Origin of the sequence: Rhodococcus sp. 852002-51564_SCH6189132-a, assembly GCF_001665495.1 — a bacterium.
Lineage (GTDB): Bacteria > Actinomycetota > Actinomycetes > Mycobacteriales > Mycobacteriaceae > Rhodococcus > Rhodococcus pyridinivorans.
The window spans coordinates 16,057-32,179 of record NZ_LZMJ01000048.1; the positions used below are offsets into that span (position 1 = coordinate 16,057).

Annotated in this window: 15 protein-coding genes and 1 tRNA gene; 11 read left to right on the forward strand and 5 right to left on the reverse strand. The window is 68.2% G+C overall.

The genetic code is table 11. The features are described 5' to 3' along the window. Positions 1-33: 33 nt before the first annotated feature. The gene (locus A5767_RS11390) at positions 34-1,119 is read right to left on the reverse strand and encodes an isocitrate/isopropylmalate dehydrogenase family protein (protein WP_064852350.1); all 1,086 of its coding nucleotides are present in this window, start codon (positions 1,117-1,119) and stop codon (positions 34-36) included. A 19-nt stretch (positions 1,120-1,138) separates the two neighbouring features. Between A5767_RS11390 and A5767_RS11395 the strand changes: the two genes are divergently transcribed. From A5767_RS11395 to trxA, 3 genes are all read left to right on the forward strand, one after another. Then, on the forward strand, positions 1,139-1,657 hold the full coding sequence (locus A5767_RS11395; RefSeq protein ID WP_039583997.1) for a 2'-5' RNA ligase family protein: 519 nt from the start codon (positions 1,139-1,141) through the stop codon (positions 1,655-1,657). A gap of 233 nt (positions 1,658-1,890) precedes the next feature. Continuing rightward, complete coding sequence (locus A5767_RS11400) at positions 1,891-2,898, forward strand: GlxA family transcriptional regulator (protein WP_197483237.1); 1,008 nt, start codon at positions 1,891-1,893, stop codon at positions 2,896-2,898. A 163-nt stretch (positions 2,899-3,061) separates the two neighbouring features. Next, positions 3,062-3,433, forward strand: coding sequence for a thioredoxin (trxA, locus tag A5767_RS11405; protein WP_006554011.1), 372 nt, complete (start codon positions 3,062-3,064; stop codon positions 3,431-3,433). Between the two features lie 128 nt (positions 3,434-3,561). On the opposite strand, the gene polA is transcribed toward trxA, so the two are convergent. Then, the gene (gene polA / locus A5767_RS11410) at positions 3,562-6,285 is read right to left on the reverse strand and encodes a DNA polymerase I (RefSeq protein WP_064852351.1); all 2,724 of its coding nucleotides are present in this window, start codon (positions 6,283-6,285) and stop codon (positions 3,562-3,564) included. Positions 6,286-6,540: 255 nt separating this feature from the next. On the opposite strand from polA, the gene A5767_RS11415 reads away from it, so the two are divergent. The 4 genes from A5767_RS11415 to A5767_RS11430 are packed head-to-tail and all read left to right on the forward strand — an operon-like array spanning position 6,541 to position 10,752. Further along, positions 6,541-7,911 (forward strand): branched-chain amino acid ABC transporter permease, encoded by a 1,371-nt coding sequence (locus tag A5767_RS11415; protein ID WP_064852352.1) that lies wholly within the window; start codon positions 6,541-6,543, stop codon positions 7,909-7,911. A 3-nt stretch (positions 7,912-7,914) separates the two neighbouring features. Next, complete coding sequence (locus A5767_RS11420; protein WP_006554014.1) at positions 7,915-8,904, forward strand: branched-chain amino acid ABC transporter permease; 990 nt, start codon at positions 7,915-7,917, stop codon at positions 8,902-8,904. After that, positions 8,897-9,931, forward strand: a complete 1,035-nt coding sequence (locus A5767_RS11425; RefSeq protein WP_064852353.1) for an ABC transporter ATP-binding protein — start codon at positions 8,897-8,899, stop codon at positions 9,929-9,931. Before A5767_RS11420 ends, A5767_RS11425 begins: the two co-directional genes overlap by 8 nt. Then, on the forward strand, positions 9,928-10,752 hold the full coding sequence (locus A5767_RS11430) for an ABC transporter ATP-binding protein (RefSeq protein ID WP_064852354.1): 825 nt from the start codon (positions 9,928-9,930) through the stop codon (positions 10,750-10,752). The genes A5767_RS11425 and A5767_RS11430 overlap by 4 nt, the downstream gene beginning before the upstream one ends. 40 nt (positions 10,753-10,792) lie before the next feature. Here the strand turns inward: A5767_RS11430 and A5767_RS11435 are convergent, their stop codons facing one another. Both A5767_RS11435 and A5767_RS11440 read right to left on the reverse strand, forming a co-directional pair. Next, on the reverse strand, positions 10,793-12,124 hold the full coding sequence (locus A5767_RS11435; RefSeq protein WP_019289674.1) for an ABC transporter substrate-binding protein: 1,332 nt from the start codon (positions 12,122-12,124) through the stop codon (positions 10,793-10,795). 185 nt (positions 12,125-12,309) lie between these two features. Continuing rightward, positions 12,310-12,924, reverse strand: a complete 615-nt coding sequence (locus tag A5767_RS11440; RefSeq protein WP_006554018.1) for an ANTAR domain-containing response regulator — start codon at positions 12,922-12,924, stop codon at positions 12,310-12,312. A gap of 107 nt (positions 12,925-13,031) precedes the next feature. Between A5767_RS11440 and A5767_RS11445 the strand changes: the two genes are divergently transcribed. The 3 genes from A5767_RS11445 (at position 13,032) to lexA (ending at position 14,398) form a co-directional block, all read left to right on the forward strand. After that, a tRNA-Leu gene (locus tag A5767_RS11445) sits at positions 13,032-13,108 on the forward strand. 79 nt (positions 13,109-13,187) lie between these two features. Continuing rightward, positions 13,188-13,721, forward strand: a complete 534-nt coding sequence (locus tag A5767_RS11450; protein ID WP_064852355.1) for a hypothetical protein — start codon at positions 13,188-13,190, stop codon at positions 13,719-13,721. A gap of 14 nt (positions 13,722-13,735) precedes the next feature. Continuing rightward, positions 13,736-14,398, forward strand: coding sequence for a transcriptional repressor LexA (gene lexA / locus A5767_RS11455; protein ID WP_041803384.1), 663 nt, complete (start codon positions 13,736-13,738; stop codon positions 14,396-14,398). Between the two features lie 12 nt (positions 14,399-14,410). Here the strand turns inward: lexA and A5767_RS11460 are convergent, their stop codons facing one another. Next, positions 14,411-15,283 carry a hypothetical protein gene (locus A5767_RS11460; RefSeq protein ID WP_052040090.1) on the reverse strand — a complete coding sequence of 291 codons (873 nt, stop codon included), beginning with the start codon at positions 15,281-15,283 and terminating at the stop codon, positions 14,411-14,413. Positions 15,284-15,420: 137 nt separating this feature from the next. On the opposite strand from A5767_RS11460, the gene A5767_RS11465 reads away from it, so the two are divergent. Then, positions 15,421-15,993 carry a hypothetical protein gene (locus A5767_RS11465; protein ID WP_064852356.1) on the forward strand — a complete coding sequence of 191 codons (573 nt, stop codon included), beginning with the start codon at positions 15,421-15,423 and terminating at the stop codon, positions 15,991-15,993. The last annotated feature ends 130 nt before the right edge of the window (positions 15,994-16,123 follow it).

A 16,123-nucleotide genomic window follows, 5' to 3' on the forward strand; every position in this document is an offset into this window, starting at 1 on the left:
AACCAGGGAGGGGTCCGAATGCAAACCCGAAGCTCAGGCTTCGAGGCGGGCGATGACGGCGGCGGTGAACTCGTCCGTCGACGCGGTGCCACCGAGGTCGGCGGTCGCGACACCCGCCGCGACGGTCGCGCGCACGGCGTCCTCGATGGCGCGGGCGGCCGCGGAGAATTCGATGTCCGCGCGTGCACCGACACGGTCGAGAAGCATGGCGGCGGAGAGGATCAGCGCGATCGGGTTGGCGCGGCCCTGCCCGGCGATGTCGGGTGCGGCGCCGTGCGCGGCCTGGGCCATGGCCTTGGTGCGCGACGCGTTGATCGACGCCGCGGTACCGAGCGAGCCGGACAGTTCGGCGGCGAGGTCGGACAGGATGTCGCCGAACATGTTCTCCGTCACGATCACGTCGAACTCGGCGCCGCGGCGGACGAGCAGCGCGGCCATCGCGTCGACGTGCTGGTCGTCGACAGTGACGCTCGGGTAGAGACGACCCACTTCCTGGCACACGTCCCGGAACAGGCCGGTCGTGCTGGCGAGCACGTTGGCCTTGTGCACGATGGTCACGCGCTTGCGGCGACGCGACGCGAGGTCGAAGGCGGTGTGCGCGATGCGTTCACAGGCGGCGCGGGTGATCACTCCGACCGCGAGTGCGATGTCGGGTGTGGGCATGAACTCGCCGCTGCCGACGGCCATGTTCCGGTCGGCGTAGAAACCCTCGGTGTTCTCCCGGACGACGACGAGATCCATCTTCGGTGACACCGACGCCGCTCCCGGCAGTGCGCACGCCGGCCGGATGTTCGCGTACAGGTCGAAGTGCTTGCGGATCCGACCGCCCGGAGTGAGCTGACCCCGGAACTCGGGTGGGTACGAGGCGCTGTCGTGCGGGCCGAGGATCCACGCGTCGACCTCGGCGAGGGTGTCGAGGGTGACCTGCGGCAGCGGGCTGCCGTGCGTCTCGATCGCGGAGGCACCGACGGGCAGCGGCACCCAGTCGACCGCGACCCCGGCTGCCGCGACGGCGGTGTCGACGATCCTGCGGGTCGCCGGCACGATCTCGGGACCGATGCCGTCCCCCTCGAGAAGTCCGATGCGATGGGTCTGAAGCGTTGCGGTGTCGTCGGTCACCCGGTCATCATTGCCTACCATGGTCCAGTCGGTGGAACTCCTCCTCGACGCCCCGCTCGACACGGCGGTGCGCGACGAGTGGACCCGGCTGCTCGACGCCGGCCTGCACAGTCAGGGACGCGTCCGTTCCGAATCCAACCGTCCGCACGTGACGCTGTTCGTCGCCCATGCCCTGCCGGACGAACTCGAGGACGCGCTGCGGGCCACCATCACGGTCCGGCGGATCACCCTCCGGCTCGGTGGCGTGGTGATCTTCGGTGGCCGGTACGCGACGCTCGCCCGCACGGTCGTGCCGTCGATCGAACTGCTCGAATTCCAGGCGCGGGTGTTCGAGGTGCTCTCGGAATGCCCCGGCATCCCCGCACACATCCGGCCGGGCGAGTGGACGCCGCACGTCACCCTCGCACGGCGGGTGCCGGCCGCGCGCATCGGTACCGCGGTCCTGGCGGCGCAGACGCCGGAGCGGCAGCTGACCGGATCGAGTGCAGGAGTGCGGCGCTGGGACGGCGAGGCCAAGCGGGAGTGGCTGCTCACCTGAGCAGCGGGACGGTGCGCCGTTCAGAAACGGTAGTCGCCGAACTGCGTCACTTCCATATGGGTGTCGGGCGTGCGTCCGGTGAGGGCCAGCACGTCGAGGAGGAGAAAGACCGCCAGAAGTACGAGGACCAGCAGGATCATGCTTCGAGCCTGCCGCGCCGGGGTCCCACCCGACAGTGGCAGAGCCGTCGGAGAACATCGTTTTTCTGCCACCACGGTGTCACACTGGGTTGCGTGTCCGGAACACCTGGAACCACCGGCCGGCTCGAGAAGGTGGTCGTCCCCGTCCTCCCCTACGTCGAGACCTTCGAACTCGGCGTGGCGTGCGAGGTGTTCGGCTTCGACCGCTCCGACGACGGCCTGCCGACCTACGACTTCCACCTCGTCGCCGCGACATCCGATCCGGTGCGCACCCGCTTCGGCTACACCATCGAGGTGCCTCACAGGCTCGATCTCCTCGACGACGCCGACCTGATTCTCCTGCCAGCGGTGAACAGCGACGGCATCGCGCTCGACGACGGGCGCCTCGAACCGTTGTTCGCGAAACTGCGGGCCGCCGTCGACCGCGGCGCGCGCGTGGCGAGCATGTGCACCGGGGCGTTCGTCCTCGGTGCGGCCGGGTTGCTCGACAGGCGTCGCTGCACGACCCACTGGATGCACGCCGACCGTCTCGCCCGGACCTATCCGACGGCGCAGGTCGACCGGGACGTGCTCTACGTCGACGACCATCCGGTCCTCACCGCCGCAGGCACCGCGGCCGGCATCGACCTGTGCCTGCACATCGTCCGCTCCGCCCAGGGAGCCCAGGTCGCCAACACGATCGCCCGGCGCATGGTGGTGCCACCGCACCGCGACGGTGGGCAGGCCCAGTACGTCGCGATGCCACTGCCCGAATGCAAGGACGAGTCGCTCGCGCCGTTGCTCGACTGGATGAGCGAGCACCTCGACCGGGAACTCCCGGTGGCCGCACTGGCGCAGAAGGCGCACATGTCGGCGCGGACCTTCGCGCGGCGGTTCGTCGCCGAGGTTGGGGTCACGCCCGCGCGCTGGCTCCGCGATCAGCGGGTCCTGGCCGCGCAGCGCCTGCTCGAGGAGACCGACCTTCCGATCGACGTGGTGGCCGACCGCGTCGGTTTCGGCACCGCTGCGGTGCTGCGCCAGCATTTCCTGCGCCTGCGGCAGACCACTCCGCAGGCCTACCGACGGACCTTCCGGCGGTCCGTCGAACCGGTCGGCGTGTGACGCGTCCCTCGATCGGCACCTCCCGACGACACCCCCGGATCGGACACGTCACGTAGCGTGGCGGAAGGAACCCCGTCACGACGCGTGACGGCGGGAACGAACGGGAAGAAACAGCGGCGGCCGGATGTTGGACCCGTCGACACGCCCGACCGAAAGGATTTCCGTGGCAACCAAGGCTCTCACCCAGCAGGACTTCGACGAGGTCGTCACGAGCAATGACATCGTGCTCGTGGACTTCTGGGCCGACTGGTGCGGCCCCTGCAAGCAGTTCGCGCCCACCTTCGAGGCATCGTCGGACAAGCATCCCGACGTCGTGCACGCGAAGGTCGACACCGAGGCCGAGCAGGCCATCGCGGCGGCGGCGAACATCCGCTCGATCCCCACGATCATGGCGTTCCGCGAAGGCATCCTCGTCTACAACCAGGCCGGTGCTCTTCCGCCCGCCGCTCTCGAGGATCTCGTCTCGCAGGTCAAGAACCTCGACATGGACGATGTGCGCAAGCAGATCGCGGAGGCTCGCGCCGAGCAGAGCTGACCCACTCGTCGCGTCGACCGCGCCCGTCCCCGGTGATCCGGGGGCGGGCGCCGTCGTACGTACGGTGTGTGTACCTGCGGCCGGTGTCCCTGCGACTCGGTGTCCCCGCGACTCGGTGTCCCCGCGACTCAGTGCGCCGCGGCGTCCCAGCTGCGGCCGTAACCGACCGAGACCTCGAGCGGCACCGACAATTCGATGACGGAGTCCATCTTGTCGCGCACGAGCGCCTCGACCTGTTCGCGCTCGGCTTCGACCACTTCGAGCACGAGTTCGTCGTGCACCTGCAGCAGCATCCGCGACCGCAGTCCGGCCTCATTCAGCGCCTTCTGCACGTCGATCATCGCGACCTTGATGATGTCGGCGGCCGTGCCCTGGATGGGGGCGTTGAGCGCGGCGCGCTCGGCGATCTCCCGGCGCTGCCGGTTGTCGCTGTTGAGGTCGGGCAGGTACCGGCGGCGGCCGTAGAGGGTGGACGTGTAGCCGACCTTGCGGGCCTCCTCGACCACGTTGTAGAGGTAGTCGCGCACGCCGCCGAAGCGGGTGAAGTAGGCCTCCATCTGCTCGCGGGCCTCGTCGGTGGAGATCTTCAGCTGCTGGGCGAGACCGTAGGCGCTCAACCCGTAGGCGAGACCGTAGGACATCGCCTTGACGCGGCGACGCAGCTCCGGGGTGACCTCCTCGAGCGGCAGCCCGAACGCCCGCGACGCCACGAAGGTGTGCAGGTCCTCGCCCGTACGGAATGCCTCGATGAGCCCCTCGTCGGCCGACAGGTGCGCCATGATGCGCATCTCGATCTGGCTGTAGTCGGCGGTGAGCAGCACGTCGAATCCGTCGCCCACCACGAAACCGTCGCGGATCCGGCGACCGGCCTCGGTCCGCACCGGAATGTTCTGCAGGTTCGGCTCGGTCGACGAGAGCCGGCCCGTCGCCGCGACGGTCTGGTTGAAGGTGGTGTGGATGCGACCGTCGTCGGCGATGGACTTGATGAGTCCGTCGACGGTGGTCTTCATCTTGGTGTGCTCACGGTGCGCGAGCAGGTGTTCGAGGAAGGGATGGCCCGTCTTGTCGAACAGGTTCTGCAAGGCATCCGCGTCGGTGGTGTAGCCGGTCTTGGTCTTCTTCGTCTTCGGCATCTCGAGCTCGTCGAACAGCACCACCTGCAACTGTTTCGGCGAGCCGAGGTTGATCTGCTTGCCGATCACCTCGTAGGCGGCGTTCGCGGCGGCGGCGACCTGGGCCGCGAATTCGGACTGCAGGTCGTGCAGGTGCGCCGAGTCGACGGCGATGCCGGTGGCCTCGAGTTCTGCGAGGACCTCGAGCAGGGGCAGTTCCATCTCGGTGAGCAGGCGCACCGATTCGATCTCGCCGAGTTCGGTGTCGAGGGCCGCGGCGACGTCGACGACGGCGCGCGCCGCGAGGATCTGCGCCTCGGCCGCTTGCGCGTCGGCGGCGTCTTCGTCGTCGAGCAACGAGAGTTGTTGCGCGCCGGTGTCTTCCACTCGCAGCTCACGCTTGAGGTAGCGCAGCGACAGGTCGTCGAGCTTGAACGAGCGCTGGCCTGGCCGCACCAGATAGGCGGCGAGCGCGGTGTCGCTGGTGATGCCGGCGAGCGTCCAGCCGCGTCCGCGCAGCGCGTGGATGGCGAACTTCGCCTCGTGCACGGCCTTCTCCACGGCGGGGTTCGCGAGCCATGCGGCGAGGGCGTTCTCGTCCTCGGGCGTGAGCGCCACCGTGCTCACATAGGCGCCCTCACCGTCGGCCCCGGCGACGGCGATCGCGGTCGCGTCGCCTCCGTAGGGAGTGCCGGCGCCCACCACGGCGAGCCCATGACGTCGACCCGCCGGGGCGTGCTCGGCGAGCCAGTCGCCGAGGGCACCCGGCTCGACGATCCCGCCGCGCACCTCGAAGCCCTCCTCGGCCTCGGGCTCGGCCGACGAGAGCGTCTCGAACAGCCGGTCGCGCAGCACCTTGAACTCGAGGTCGTCGAACAGGCGGTGGATGCGGTCGCGGTCCCACGGGGCGAGGGCGAGTTGTTCGGGGGTGTACGGCACGGCCACGTCGCGCACCATCTCGGTGAGCTGGCGGTTGAGCAACACGTTGGACAGGTTCTCGCGCAGCGCGTCGCCGGTCTTGCCGCGCACCTCGTCGACGCGGTCGACGAGTCCGCTCAGGCTTCCGTACTCGCGGATCCATTTCGCGGCGGTCTTCTCGCCCACGCCGGGGATGCCGGGCAGGTTGTCGCTCGGGTCGCCGCGCAGCGCCGCGAAGTCCGGATACTGCTGGGGGGTGAGTCCGTACTTCTCCTCCACCGCGTCGGGGGTGAAGCGCGTCAGGTCGGAGACGCCGCGCCGCGGATACAGCACCGTGATGTCGCCGTTGACGAGTTGGAGCGCGTCGCGGTCGCCGGTCACCACGAGCACCCGGAAGCCCTGGGCGTGCGCCTGCGTCGCGAGCGTGGCGATGATGTCGTCGGCCTCGTAGCCCTCGATCGCCATCACCGGGATCCCCATCGCGCCGAGGACGTCCTTGGTGAGGTCGATCTGACCCTTGAAGTCGTCGGGTGCGGCGCTGCGCTGGGCCTTGTAGGCGGCGAACAGTTCGGCACGGAAGGTCTTGCGGCTGACGTCGAATGCCGCCGCGACGTGCGTGGGCTGCTCGTCGCGCAGCAGGTTGATGAGCATGGAGGTGAACCCGTAGACCGCGTTCGTGGTCTGCCCGCTGTGGGTCTTGAAGTTCTCGGCGGGCAGCGCGTAGAACGCGCGGAACGCGAGGGAATGGCCGTCGAGGAGCAGCAGGGTCGGGCGGTCGTCGGTGGCCGCGGTGGACGTCGCGGAAGTGGATGCACGGGTCACGCGTGCCAGTCTAGGGACCGAGGACGACAGCGTCGGCCACACCGCCCGACCAGCACCTCTCCGGTATGTGCGAACACTCGTTGTCCGAAGAAACGAGACCGAAACGTCCGGGTGATCCAATTTTTCCCGTGGACGTGCGATCCAGCCGCTAGAGTCCCCTGTCACGACACCGTAGTCCGGCGTCATCGAGGTTGACGATGATGCCCCGGGCGCAGTGCCGCGCTCGATGACAGCGCACCCACCGGGAGGACCTGCGTGGCCCCTACCTCGGGATGTCGGCGACGACCGACCTCGACCCTCCACCGATCGGTCCGCGCCGCACTCGTCACGCTCGCGAGTGTCCTGTTCGTCCTCGTCGGCTCCGGCCTCTCCTCCGCCCAGGATCCGCCGGACCCACCCTCACCGCCCGCGAACACGGCACCGGCCGCACCCGACGAGGAATCCGCGGAGGGGGTGACCGTCCGCGGAACGCTCAACAATGCCGGCGAACGACTCGACGGTGTCGTCGTCCGTGCGACCACCGAGAGCGGCGAGGTGGTCACCGAGACGGAGTCCGCCGACGGTGGGCGCTGGGAACTCACCGTTCCGCCGGGCACGTACGTCTTCGAGGTCGACACCGAGAGCCTGCCCGACGACGTCACCGTCCAGACCTCGGTGACCCGCGATGTCGCTCCGGGACGGGCGAACACGGTGATTTTCTCGTTCGGGGAGGCGCGTAGCGGTTCGACGGTCACGTGGGGCGAGACGCTGGTGCGCACGATCGTCGACGGTCTGCGTTTCGGTTTGGTCATCGCGATCGCCGGAGTGGGCCTCAGTCTGATCTTCGGCACGACCGGCCTGACGAACTTCGCCCACGGCGAGCTGGTCACCCTCGGGGCGGTCGCGGCGTGGATCTTCAATGTCACCCTCGGTGTCCAGCTGATACCGGCCACGATCCTGGCGGTGATCGTCGGCGTCATCATCGGCCTGCTCAACAACGCACTCATCTGGGCTCCGCTCCGGCGCCGCCACACGGGCCTGATCGCCCAGCTGGTGGTGTCGATCGGCCTCGCGATCTCGTTGCGCTATCTCATCCTGGCCTTCTACTCCGACCGCACCCAGCCGTTCGACGACTACCAGGCACAGCAGCAACTGGTGTGGGGGCCGATCGCGATCACCCCGGTCAACCTCGCGTGCATCGTGATCAGCCTGGTGGTGCTCGTCGGGGTCGCCCTGCTGCTGCAGCGCACCCGGATCGGCAAGGCGATGCGCGCGGTGGCCGACAACCGCGACCTCGCGGCATCGTCGGGGATCGACGTCGAACACGTCATCCGCTTCGTGTGGGGTCTCGGTGGCGGGCTCGCCGCGCTCGGCGGGGTGCTGTTCGGCCTGTCGGAACTCGGCGGGCGCGTGCAGTGGGAGATGGGCTTCAAGCTGCTCCTGCTGATGTTCGCCGGCATCATCCTCGGCGGCCTCGGCACCGCCTACGGTGCACTGGTCGGCTGCGTCGTGGTGGGACTGCTGGTCCAGTTGTCCACCCTCGTGATCAACCCGGACCTGAAGTACATCGGCGGTCTGCTCGTACTCATCGTCATCCTGGTCATCCGCCCCCAGGGCATCCTCGGCAGTCGGACAAGGATCGGTTGACCCATGGATATCGTGTCGGTACTCCAGGTTTCCTTCGCCCAGCTCATCGGTCCGTCGGCGATCTTCTACGCACTGCTCGCGATCGGCCTGAACCTGCACTACGGCTATGCAGGGCTGCTGAACTTCGGGCAGATCGGTTTCGCCCTCCTGGGCGGTTACGGCGTGGGCATCATGACCGTCACCTACGACCAGCCGTTGTGGGTGGGCATCCTCGTCGGCCTCGCACTGGCAGGTCTGCTCGCGCTCGTCCTCGGCATCCCCACCCTGCGGTTGCGGGCCGACTATCTCGCCATCGCGACGATCGCCGCGGCGGAGATCCTGCGGCTGATGTTCCGCTCGACCGCGTCCGACTCGGTGACCGGATCGACCCGCGGCCTGTGGGGTTTCGCCGACCCGTTCACGTCCCTGAGCCCGTTCGATTCGAGTCGCCAGTACAACCTGCTCGGTATGCGGTTCTACGGCGACGACCTGTGGGCGATGGTCGTCGGCTGGACCCTCGTGCTGTTGCTGTGCGGGCTGGTCTACCTCCTCTCCCACAGTCCGTGGGGGCGGGTCCTCGAGGCGGTGCGTGAGGACGAGGACGCTGCCCGCGCGCTCGGCAAGAACGTCTTCGCCTACAAGATGCAGGCCCTGGTACTCGGCGGCATGATCGGCGGTCTCGGCGGCGTCTTCAACGCTCTGCAGACCAAGTCGATCAACCCCGACTTCTACTCGACCGCGCAGACCTTCTTCGCGTTCGGCGCGCTGATCCTCGGGGGTGCGGGAACGGTCTTCGGACCGGTGCTCGGCGCCATGGTGTTCTGGTTCCTGCTCACCCTCCCGGATGCCTTCCTGCGTCAGGCGATCGCCGGACCCGACCCGCTGCTCCCGCTCACCGAACAACAGGTCGGCGCGATGCGGTACGTGCTGCTCGGCATCCTCATCGCGGTGATGATGGTCTTCAGGCCACAAGGCATCCTGGGAAGCAAGCGGAAGGTGCAACTCGATGCCTGACACGATCCGACCCGACCCGACACCACCGCGCACGGTCCTCGGCGCGGACGAACGCGCCGCACTGTTCGCCGGCGTCGACCGCGCCCCCGGCGCCGCCAAACCCGACCCGATCCTCGTCGTCGACGATCTGTGCCGCACATTCGGAGGGCTCAAGGCCGTGGACGTGGCCCACCTCGAGATCCAGCGCTCGTGCATCACCGGCCTGATCGGCCCGAACGGCGCCGGCAAGACCACCCTGTTCAATCTCCTCACGGGCTTCGACCGGCCCGACACCGGCACCTGGGCGATGGACGGCGTCCCGCTCGGCCGGCTCCATCCCCATCAGGTGGCGCGGCGCGGGATCGTGCGCACCTTCCAGCTCACCAAGGCGCTGTCGAAGATGACGGTCCTCGACAACGTCCGCCTCGGCGCCCGGCACCAGACCGGCGAGCGCATGGCCGGTGCACTGCTACCGTGGACGTGGCGCCGCCAGGAACGCGAGATCACCGCGCGCGCATACGAACTGCTCGACCGTTTCGGTCTGGCCGCGAAGGCCGACGACTTCGCCGGTTCACTGTCCGGCGGTCAACGCAAACTGCTCGAGATGGCCCGTGCGCTGATGACCGAACCGACCGTCGTCATGCTCGACGAGCCGATGGCCGGCGTCAATCCGGCGCTCACGCAGAATCTGCTGGGACACATCAAGACCCTGCGCGACGACGGGACGACCGTGGTATTCGTCGAGCACGACATGGACGTCATCCGCGACATCTCCGACTGGGTCGTGGTGATGGCGCAGGGTTCGGTGATCACGGAGGCACCGCCGGACGCCCTGTCGTCCGATCCGGCCGTGGTCGACGCCTATCTCGGCAGTCACCACGACCAGGCACTCGAATTCGACGACGAGGGCAATCCCGTGGGCGCGACCGCCGAACTCGCCGACGCCCTCGCGGACGCGGAAGCGCAGACCCTCGAGGCCGGAGGCGACCTGTCCGATCCCGATTCGGCGTCGACCGACGCGACGGCCACGACCCTGGAGAAGCCGTGAGCGACAACATCACTCCTGCACTCACCGGGACGACGCCAGCGGAACGTGCCGCGACCCCGGAGGAACATGCCCGCCTGGCGACCAGAGCTCTCCTGCGCGCCGACGATCTCGTGGCCGGTTACTTCCCCGGGGTCGACATTCTGCGCGGTTGCAACTTCTACCTGCGCGACGGTGAGATCGTGGGCATCATCGGCCCGAACGGAGCCGGCAAGTCGACCCTGCTCAAGGCGTTGTTCGGCCTCATCCCCATCCGCAGCGGCACCGTCACGCTCGGCGGGGACGAGATCACCTCGGCGCCCGCACACATTCTGGTGCGCAAGGGGATCGGCTACGTGCCGCAGACGCAGAACGTGTTTCCCTCACTGACCATCGAGGAGAACCTCGAGATGGGGATCTATCTGCGTCCGAAGGACTTCGAGAAGCAGTTCGAGCGGGTGGCGTCGTTGTTCCCGTTGCTGTCCGAGCGCCGGAAGGTCAAGGCGGGAGCGCTCTCCGGTGGTGAGCGGCAGATGGTCGCGATGGGCCGTGCGCTGATGATGGAGCCGTCGGTGCTGCTCCTCGACGAGCCGTCGGCGGGACTGTCGCCGATGTTCCAGGACGAGGTCTTCATCCGCTGCAAGAAGATCAACGCGGCGGGGGTGTCGATCATCATGGTCGAGCAGAACGCGCGTCGCTGCCTGCAGATCTGCGATCGCGGATACGTTCTCGACCAGGGCCGCAACGCGTACACCGACACCGGCAGCAATCTCATGCACGACCCGAAGGTCGTCGAACTGTATCTCGGCACTCTCGCCGGCAGCCGGGAGAAGCGGAAGGGGTGACCGCCTACCGGCGATCACCCCTTCGCTCACGACCGGCGGGTCACTCACCCACCACGATGTAGTCCTCGGTGGTCAGGGTGTTGTCGGGACCGAACACGAGTCGGCCGTACGAGCCCACGCCGGGTTCGCCCGCATCCACGAAGGTGAGTTCGCCGGTGGCACCGTCGTAGTCGATGTCCTGATCCGCACGGAGCAGGTCGAGGCACTGCTGGTAGCTGGTGCACTTCTCTCCGTCGCGGGTCACCGAGTTGATGTTCGCGGCGATGTCCACCCCGGCGGTCGACCCTGCCTGTTCCGCGGCCAGCGCCGAGACGATCACGGCGTCGTAGGACTCTCCGGCGTAGTTGAAGTCGATCAGGCCCGGATCGACGCCGAGCAGTCGCTGCTGGAACTCCTCGCCGGTGTCGGTCAGCGGCGTGGTGCCGGCCATGCCGTCGAGCAGTCCTTCGGCGACGTTCTCGCCCAGCGCGTTCCCCATGTTGCCGTCGACACCGAAGACCGCCATGCCGTCGGACGGGCCGATGCCCACCTCGTGCATGCGGGTGATGATCTTCGCCGACTCCTCGAAGCCGATGAGTGCCACAGCATCCGGTGCGAAGTTGGCCACCTGGTCGACCTCCGCGTTGAACGACTGCGCGTTGGGATCGTAGATGATCTTCTGGATCTGGTCCTCCGGGATACCGGCGTCGACGAGATTGGTCACGGTGTTCTCGGCGAGGCCGGTGCCGTACGGATCGTTCAGCGCCAGGATCGACACGCGCTGCGCCCCGTCCTCGGCGATCAGCTGCGCGAGCGCCTGCGCCTGGAGCACGTCGGTCGGGGCGGTGCGGAAGTACAACCCGCGGTCGGCGTAGCAGACGAACTGGTCGGAGGTGTTCGCCGGCGAGAACTGCACCACGCCGGCACTGACGATCTTGTCGATCACCTTGAGCGAGACCGACGACGAGGCGGCGCCGACGATCACCTGGGTGCCGTTGGCGAGATGCCGATCGACGGTGGTGTTCGCGGTGTCGGTCGTCGTGTCCCCGGAATCGCCCGGGAACAGTTCGACCGGCTGGTCGAGAACACCGCCCGCGGCGTTGATGTCGTCGACGGCGAGCCGGACGGCAGCGACCTCGGGCGGTCCGAGGAAGGCGAGACTGCCGGTCTCGGGGAGAATCGTGCCGATCTTCAGCGGTCCCGTGGCGGGAGTCGCCCCTGCTGTGGCCTGCTGTGGTTCGCAGTCGGTCTCGACGGTCGTCGCGGCCGCCGACCCCTCGTCACCGGCCGACGTACCGGATGCCGAATCGTCGCTGTCCGAACCACACCCGGTGAGGGCGAGCGTCGCAGCACCGAGTACCGCTACGGCGCGGACCAGAGTCCGTCTTGCCATTCAACTCTCCTTCGAACGCCTGACACCGCATCCGGCGGATTCCGGATGTGGTCGAAACATAGCGGTCGGAAGCACCCCGCGAACCCGGCCGAAATCCTTGTGATACGACCGTTATCTGCGGGGCGGAGATTTGATGTGGCGGTAACGCGTCGGGCGCCGTGAGCACTCGAAACCGGTTCGCGCGGCTAGCCGGCGGTGTCGCTTCCGAGGGTCTCGAGGACGACCACCGCGACCTGCTTCATGGTGGTGCGGCGGTCCATCGCGGCGCGCTGGATCCAGCGGAACGCCTCCGGTTCGGTCATCGCATGCTTCTCCATGAGCAGTCCCTTGGCCCGGTCGACGAGCTTGCGGGTCTCGAATCGCTCGTTGAGCCCTTGCACCTCGCGCTCGAGCTCGCGCAGCTCGGAGAAGCGGCTGACGGCCACCTCGATGGCGGGCACGAGATCGCTCTTCGAGAACGGCTTGACGAGATACGCCATGGCGCCTGCGTCGCGGGCGCGTTCGACGAGTTCGCGCTGACTGAAGGCTGTGAGAATGACCACAGGGGCGATGCGCCGCTGTGCGATCTCCGAGGCGGCGTCGATGCCGTCGCGGCGCGGCATCTTGACGTCCATGATCACCAGGTCGGGCCGGAGTTCCTCGGCGAGTTCGACGGCACGCTGTCCGTCGCCGGCCTCACCGACCACCTCGTAGCCCTCCTCGCGCAGCATTTCGACGAGATCGAGCCTGATCAGGGCCTCGTCTTCCGCTACGACGACCCGACGAGGAGTTGGTGTGCTGTCGTGCGGCGCGGAGGTCATGGTCGGGCCTTCCCCTCGGTACTGGCGGTCCCCGGTGCAGGGTGGAACGTAAGAAGGGTACCGGTGCGCGCCCGCTTCGCCCGATCCTCTACAGTGGTGTCCGCAACGCCCCCGTATCCCAATTGGCAGAGGAAACGGATTCAAAACCCGTCCAGTGTGAGTTCGAGTCTCACCGGGGGCACCACTTTTCGGTTCGCGCCACACGGCCGGAGCACGCCTTCCGCATCCCGCCGATTCCGGCTCCGCTGTCGTAATGTTCCGGCGTGAGTATCTGGGTTCCCGTCGTCGTTGCACTCGTCACCGGGGTGGTGTCGTGGGCGGCCGCACGTCTGTCGCGCGAGCTGTCCCGTCGAAACCTCCGGACCCGGATCGCAGCCGATCTGGCCATCTACAACGGACTCGGCGACGAGTTCCGGAAGCGCCCCCTGCGGGAGAGCGTCGATGCCCGGTTGTGGCAGCTCGCGGCCCAGTCGATGCCGTTGGCGCCGGGATCGCGTCCGAAGCCCAGGATCCGCCGGATCCTGGCCCTGATCGCAGTGGTGTTGGTCGCCGTCGGAGCGCTCGTGTTCGTGGAACTCGTCCTGGGCATCCGGGAGGGCGACTCGGCGCGGGTGGCGCTCGCGCTGCTGGCAGGTGCCCTGGTCGGATTCTCGATTCCCGGCCTGTCCGCCGATCCGGCGGAGTTGCAGGAGCGGCAGCTCATCCGGGCGCTGCGGGAGCGACGGGCCATGGAACAGCTGCAGAACGGGCAGAGCTCCTCCGCAGGTACTCCCCCGGACCTGGCGGAGACCGCGTAGCTACGATTCTCCGGGTGACCGGTTACGACGAGTTCGACATGTTCGGGGGCCTCGACCCCGCGTCCCTGCCGCTGCGCCAGCAGCAGATCCTGGCCGCGATCCGCGACTGGATCGTTGCGCAGGGATCGTCGCCGAGCACCCGGCAGATCGCCGATTCGGTGGGTCTGCGGTCGACGTCGACGGTCTCGAAGCATCTGAAGAGCCTCGCGGACAAGGGTTTCCTCCGCCGCGGCACCGCTGTGGCACGCCAGCTCGACGTGCGCCCCTTCCTCGGCTCGTCCGGCGGTGAACGCGCATCCGACGACACCGTGACCGTGCCGGTCGTCGGCGACATCGCCGCGGGCGCACCGATTCTCGCCGAGGAGCACACCGACGACCTGCTCACCCTCCCCCGCGATCTGGTCGGCTCCGGCACGGTCTTCGCGCTTCGCGTGCGAGGCGACTCGATGGTCGACGCGGCGATCTGCGACGGCGACACAGTGGTGGTTCGGCGGCAGCACGAGGCCCACTCCGGTCAGATCGTCGCGGCGATGATCGACGGCGAGGCGACGGTCAAGGTGTACCGGCGCCGAGGCGGCCACGTCCACCTCGAACCCCGGAATTCCGCCTATCCCGTCCTCGACGGCGACGAGGCGGTGGTGCTGGGCACCGTCGTGTCCGTTATGCGCCGCATCTGATGCCTACCGGGATCAGCCGCAGATCGGATCGGTGACGACCGGCGGCAACCCGTCGAGGAGATCCTGCGCGGGCGGCCCGAGAAGCGGATCGTCGGCGAGCCGGCACAGCGGCGGGCAATCCTGCAGAGAAGGACCGGTCTCCGGTCCGGGTGGGACCCTTTCGGTGAACGCGCCGAGGACGTGCTCCGAGAGCGTCCCTGCCGATCCGTAGGTCGACGCCGCGACCGAGAAATCGGGACCGAACGAGGCGGAGGCGTGGAACGAGCGGTCGTCGCTCCAACCCCGCTTCGTGCCGATCACTCCGGCGATCAGCGCCGTGCCGTAGTCCTGCGGATATCCGTCGACCGCGGTGTCGTAGGCCGTGGCCATCGCGGCGAGCACCGGCGAACCGGGATCAGTGCGCTTCTTCGTCTCGCGATAGGTGACCATGTCGTGCGTCGACGTGGTGCCCACACCCCAGTAGCCGGGCACGTGGGTGTCGGTGAGCCCGAACTCCGCCGCGGTCGACGAGATCGCCTGGGGGTATTCCGCGTGCAGGCGGTCCGCGATCGCGTCGTTCGACGACCGGATCATCTCCGTCGCGTCGGCGTGATCCGCAGGATCGACGTAGGTGAGAACGTACTCGGCCGGATACATCTTGACGATCGACACGTCGGCGCGGGACTCGTGCTCGTTCGCAGTGCCGGCGCGCAGACCAGTCGGGGTGTGCGCGAACGAGATCTGGGTACTGCTGGGAGCAGGGATCGCGCCGGTGTCGTCCACGATCGGCGCGGGCGCTGCGGAGGCGATGTGACCGCCGAGGGCGGTGAGGGCGGCTACGGCGAGGGCTGTCGCAATCGGGCGGTTACCCCGAAGCGGACGAGCAGTGACGGCCGCGACCTGCACGCGGCCGTTCCTGTCGGTGCCCGCCTCTACAGTTCGGTCGTCCGAGGATCGCTCCGGAACCAGCGACACGAAACGGATCCACCATGTCGATGCCCGCCACTCCGCCCACTCGTCGACCGTGCCGATCGTCTGTCCCGGTGCGCCCCGCTCGCGGACCGGGCTCCCGGGTGATCGCGTGCCGGACGACGATCCCGTTCGGGCGCGACAACGACGGCACGCCCGTCTCGTGGGATCTGTCCGCCGGACGGCACCTGCTGATCCGACGCGACGAGCGCCGCTCGTCGCCCAGCGTGTCGCTCGACCTGATCGCGATGACGACACTGACCGGCGGCACCCACAACCTGGTGGTCATCGATCCGCACCGTCGTCATCGCTGGCTCGGTGGCTCCGCCTCGCTCCCCACGGGGCCGTGTTGCTGGGCCACCACCACCGATCAGATCACCGACGTGGTCGCCGAACTCGATTCGCCGGTCGTCGACCCCCCGCGCGTGTTGCTCGTCGCCGATCTCGCCGCGACGGTCGCGGCGCTCGACGACGAGGGGCGCACCCGGCTCGCCCGGGTAGCCGTGGACGCACGCGAACACCAGTTGCTGCTCGTCGCCACCACCGCCGACACGAATCCCCGCTGGTATCCCGAGGGGCTGATCGACGCGTTCGACGACATCGTCGCGCGGCGGCGCGAGGAGAGTCCGTCCTTCGGCCTTCGCTGATCGCTCGATCGGCCGAGGAAGTTCTCGATACCCCGTAATGCTCGATTGACGCCGACAAAGACCGATCGAGCTGCCACAATCGTTCTACGAACACCCTCCCGTAGCGACTCGGTGATCGTCACGGTGCGCG

Excerpts from the sequence above, each read along its gene's own strand:
- A5767_RS11395 (WP_039583997.1), top strand. The coding sequence starts at position 1,139 with ATGGTCCAGTCGGTGGAACTCCTCCTCGACGCCCCGCTCGACACGGCG.
- A5767_RS11440 (WP_006554018.1), bottom strand. The coding sequence starts at position 12,924 with ATGACCTCCGCGCCGCACGACAGCACACCAACTCCTCGTCGGGTCGTC.
- A5767_RS11420 (WP_006554014.1), top strand. The coding sequence starts at position 7,915 with ATGGATATCGTGTCGGTACTCCAGGTTTCCTTCGCCCAGCTCATCGGT.
- A5767_RS11435 (WP_019289674.1), bottom strand. The coding sequence starts at position 12,124 with ATGGCAAGACGGACTCTGGTCCGCGCCGTAGCGGTACTCGGTGCTGCG.
- A5767_RS11425 (WP_064852353.1), top strand. The coding sequence starts at position 8,897 with ATGCCTGACACGATCCGACCCGACCCGACACCACCGCGCACGGTCCTC.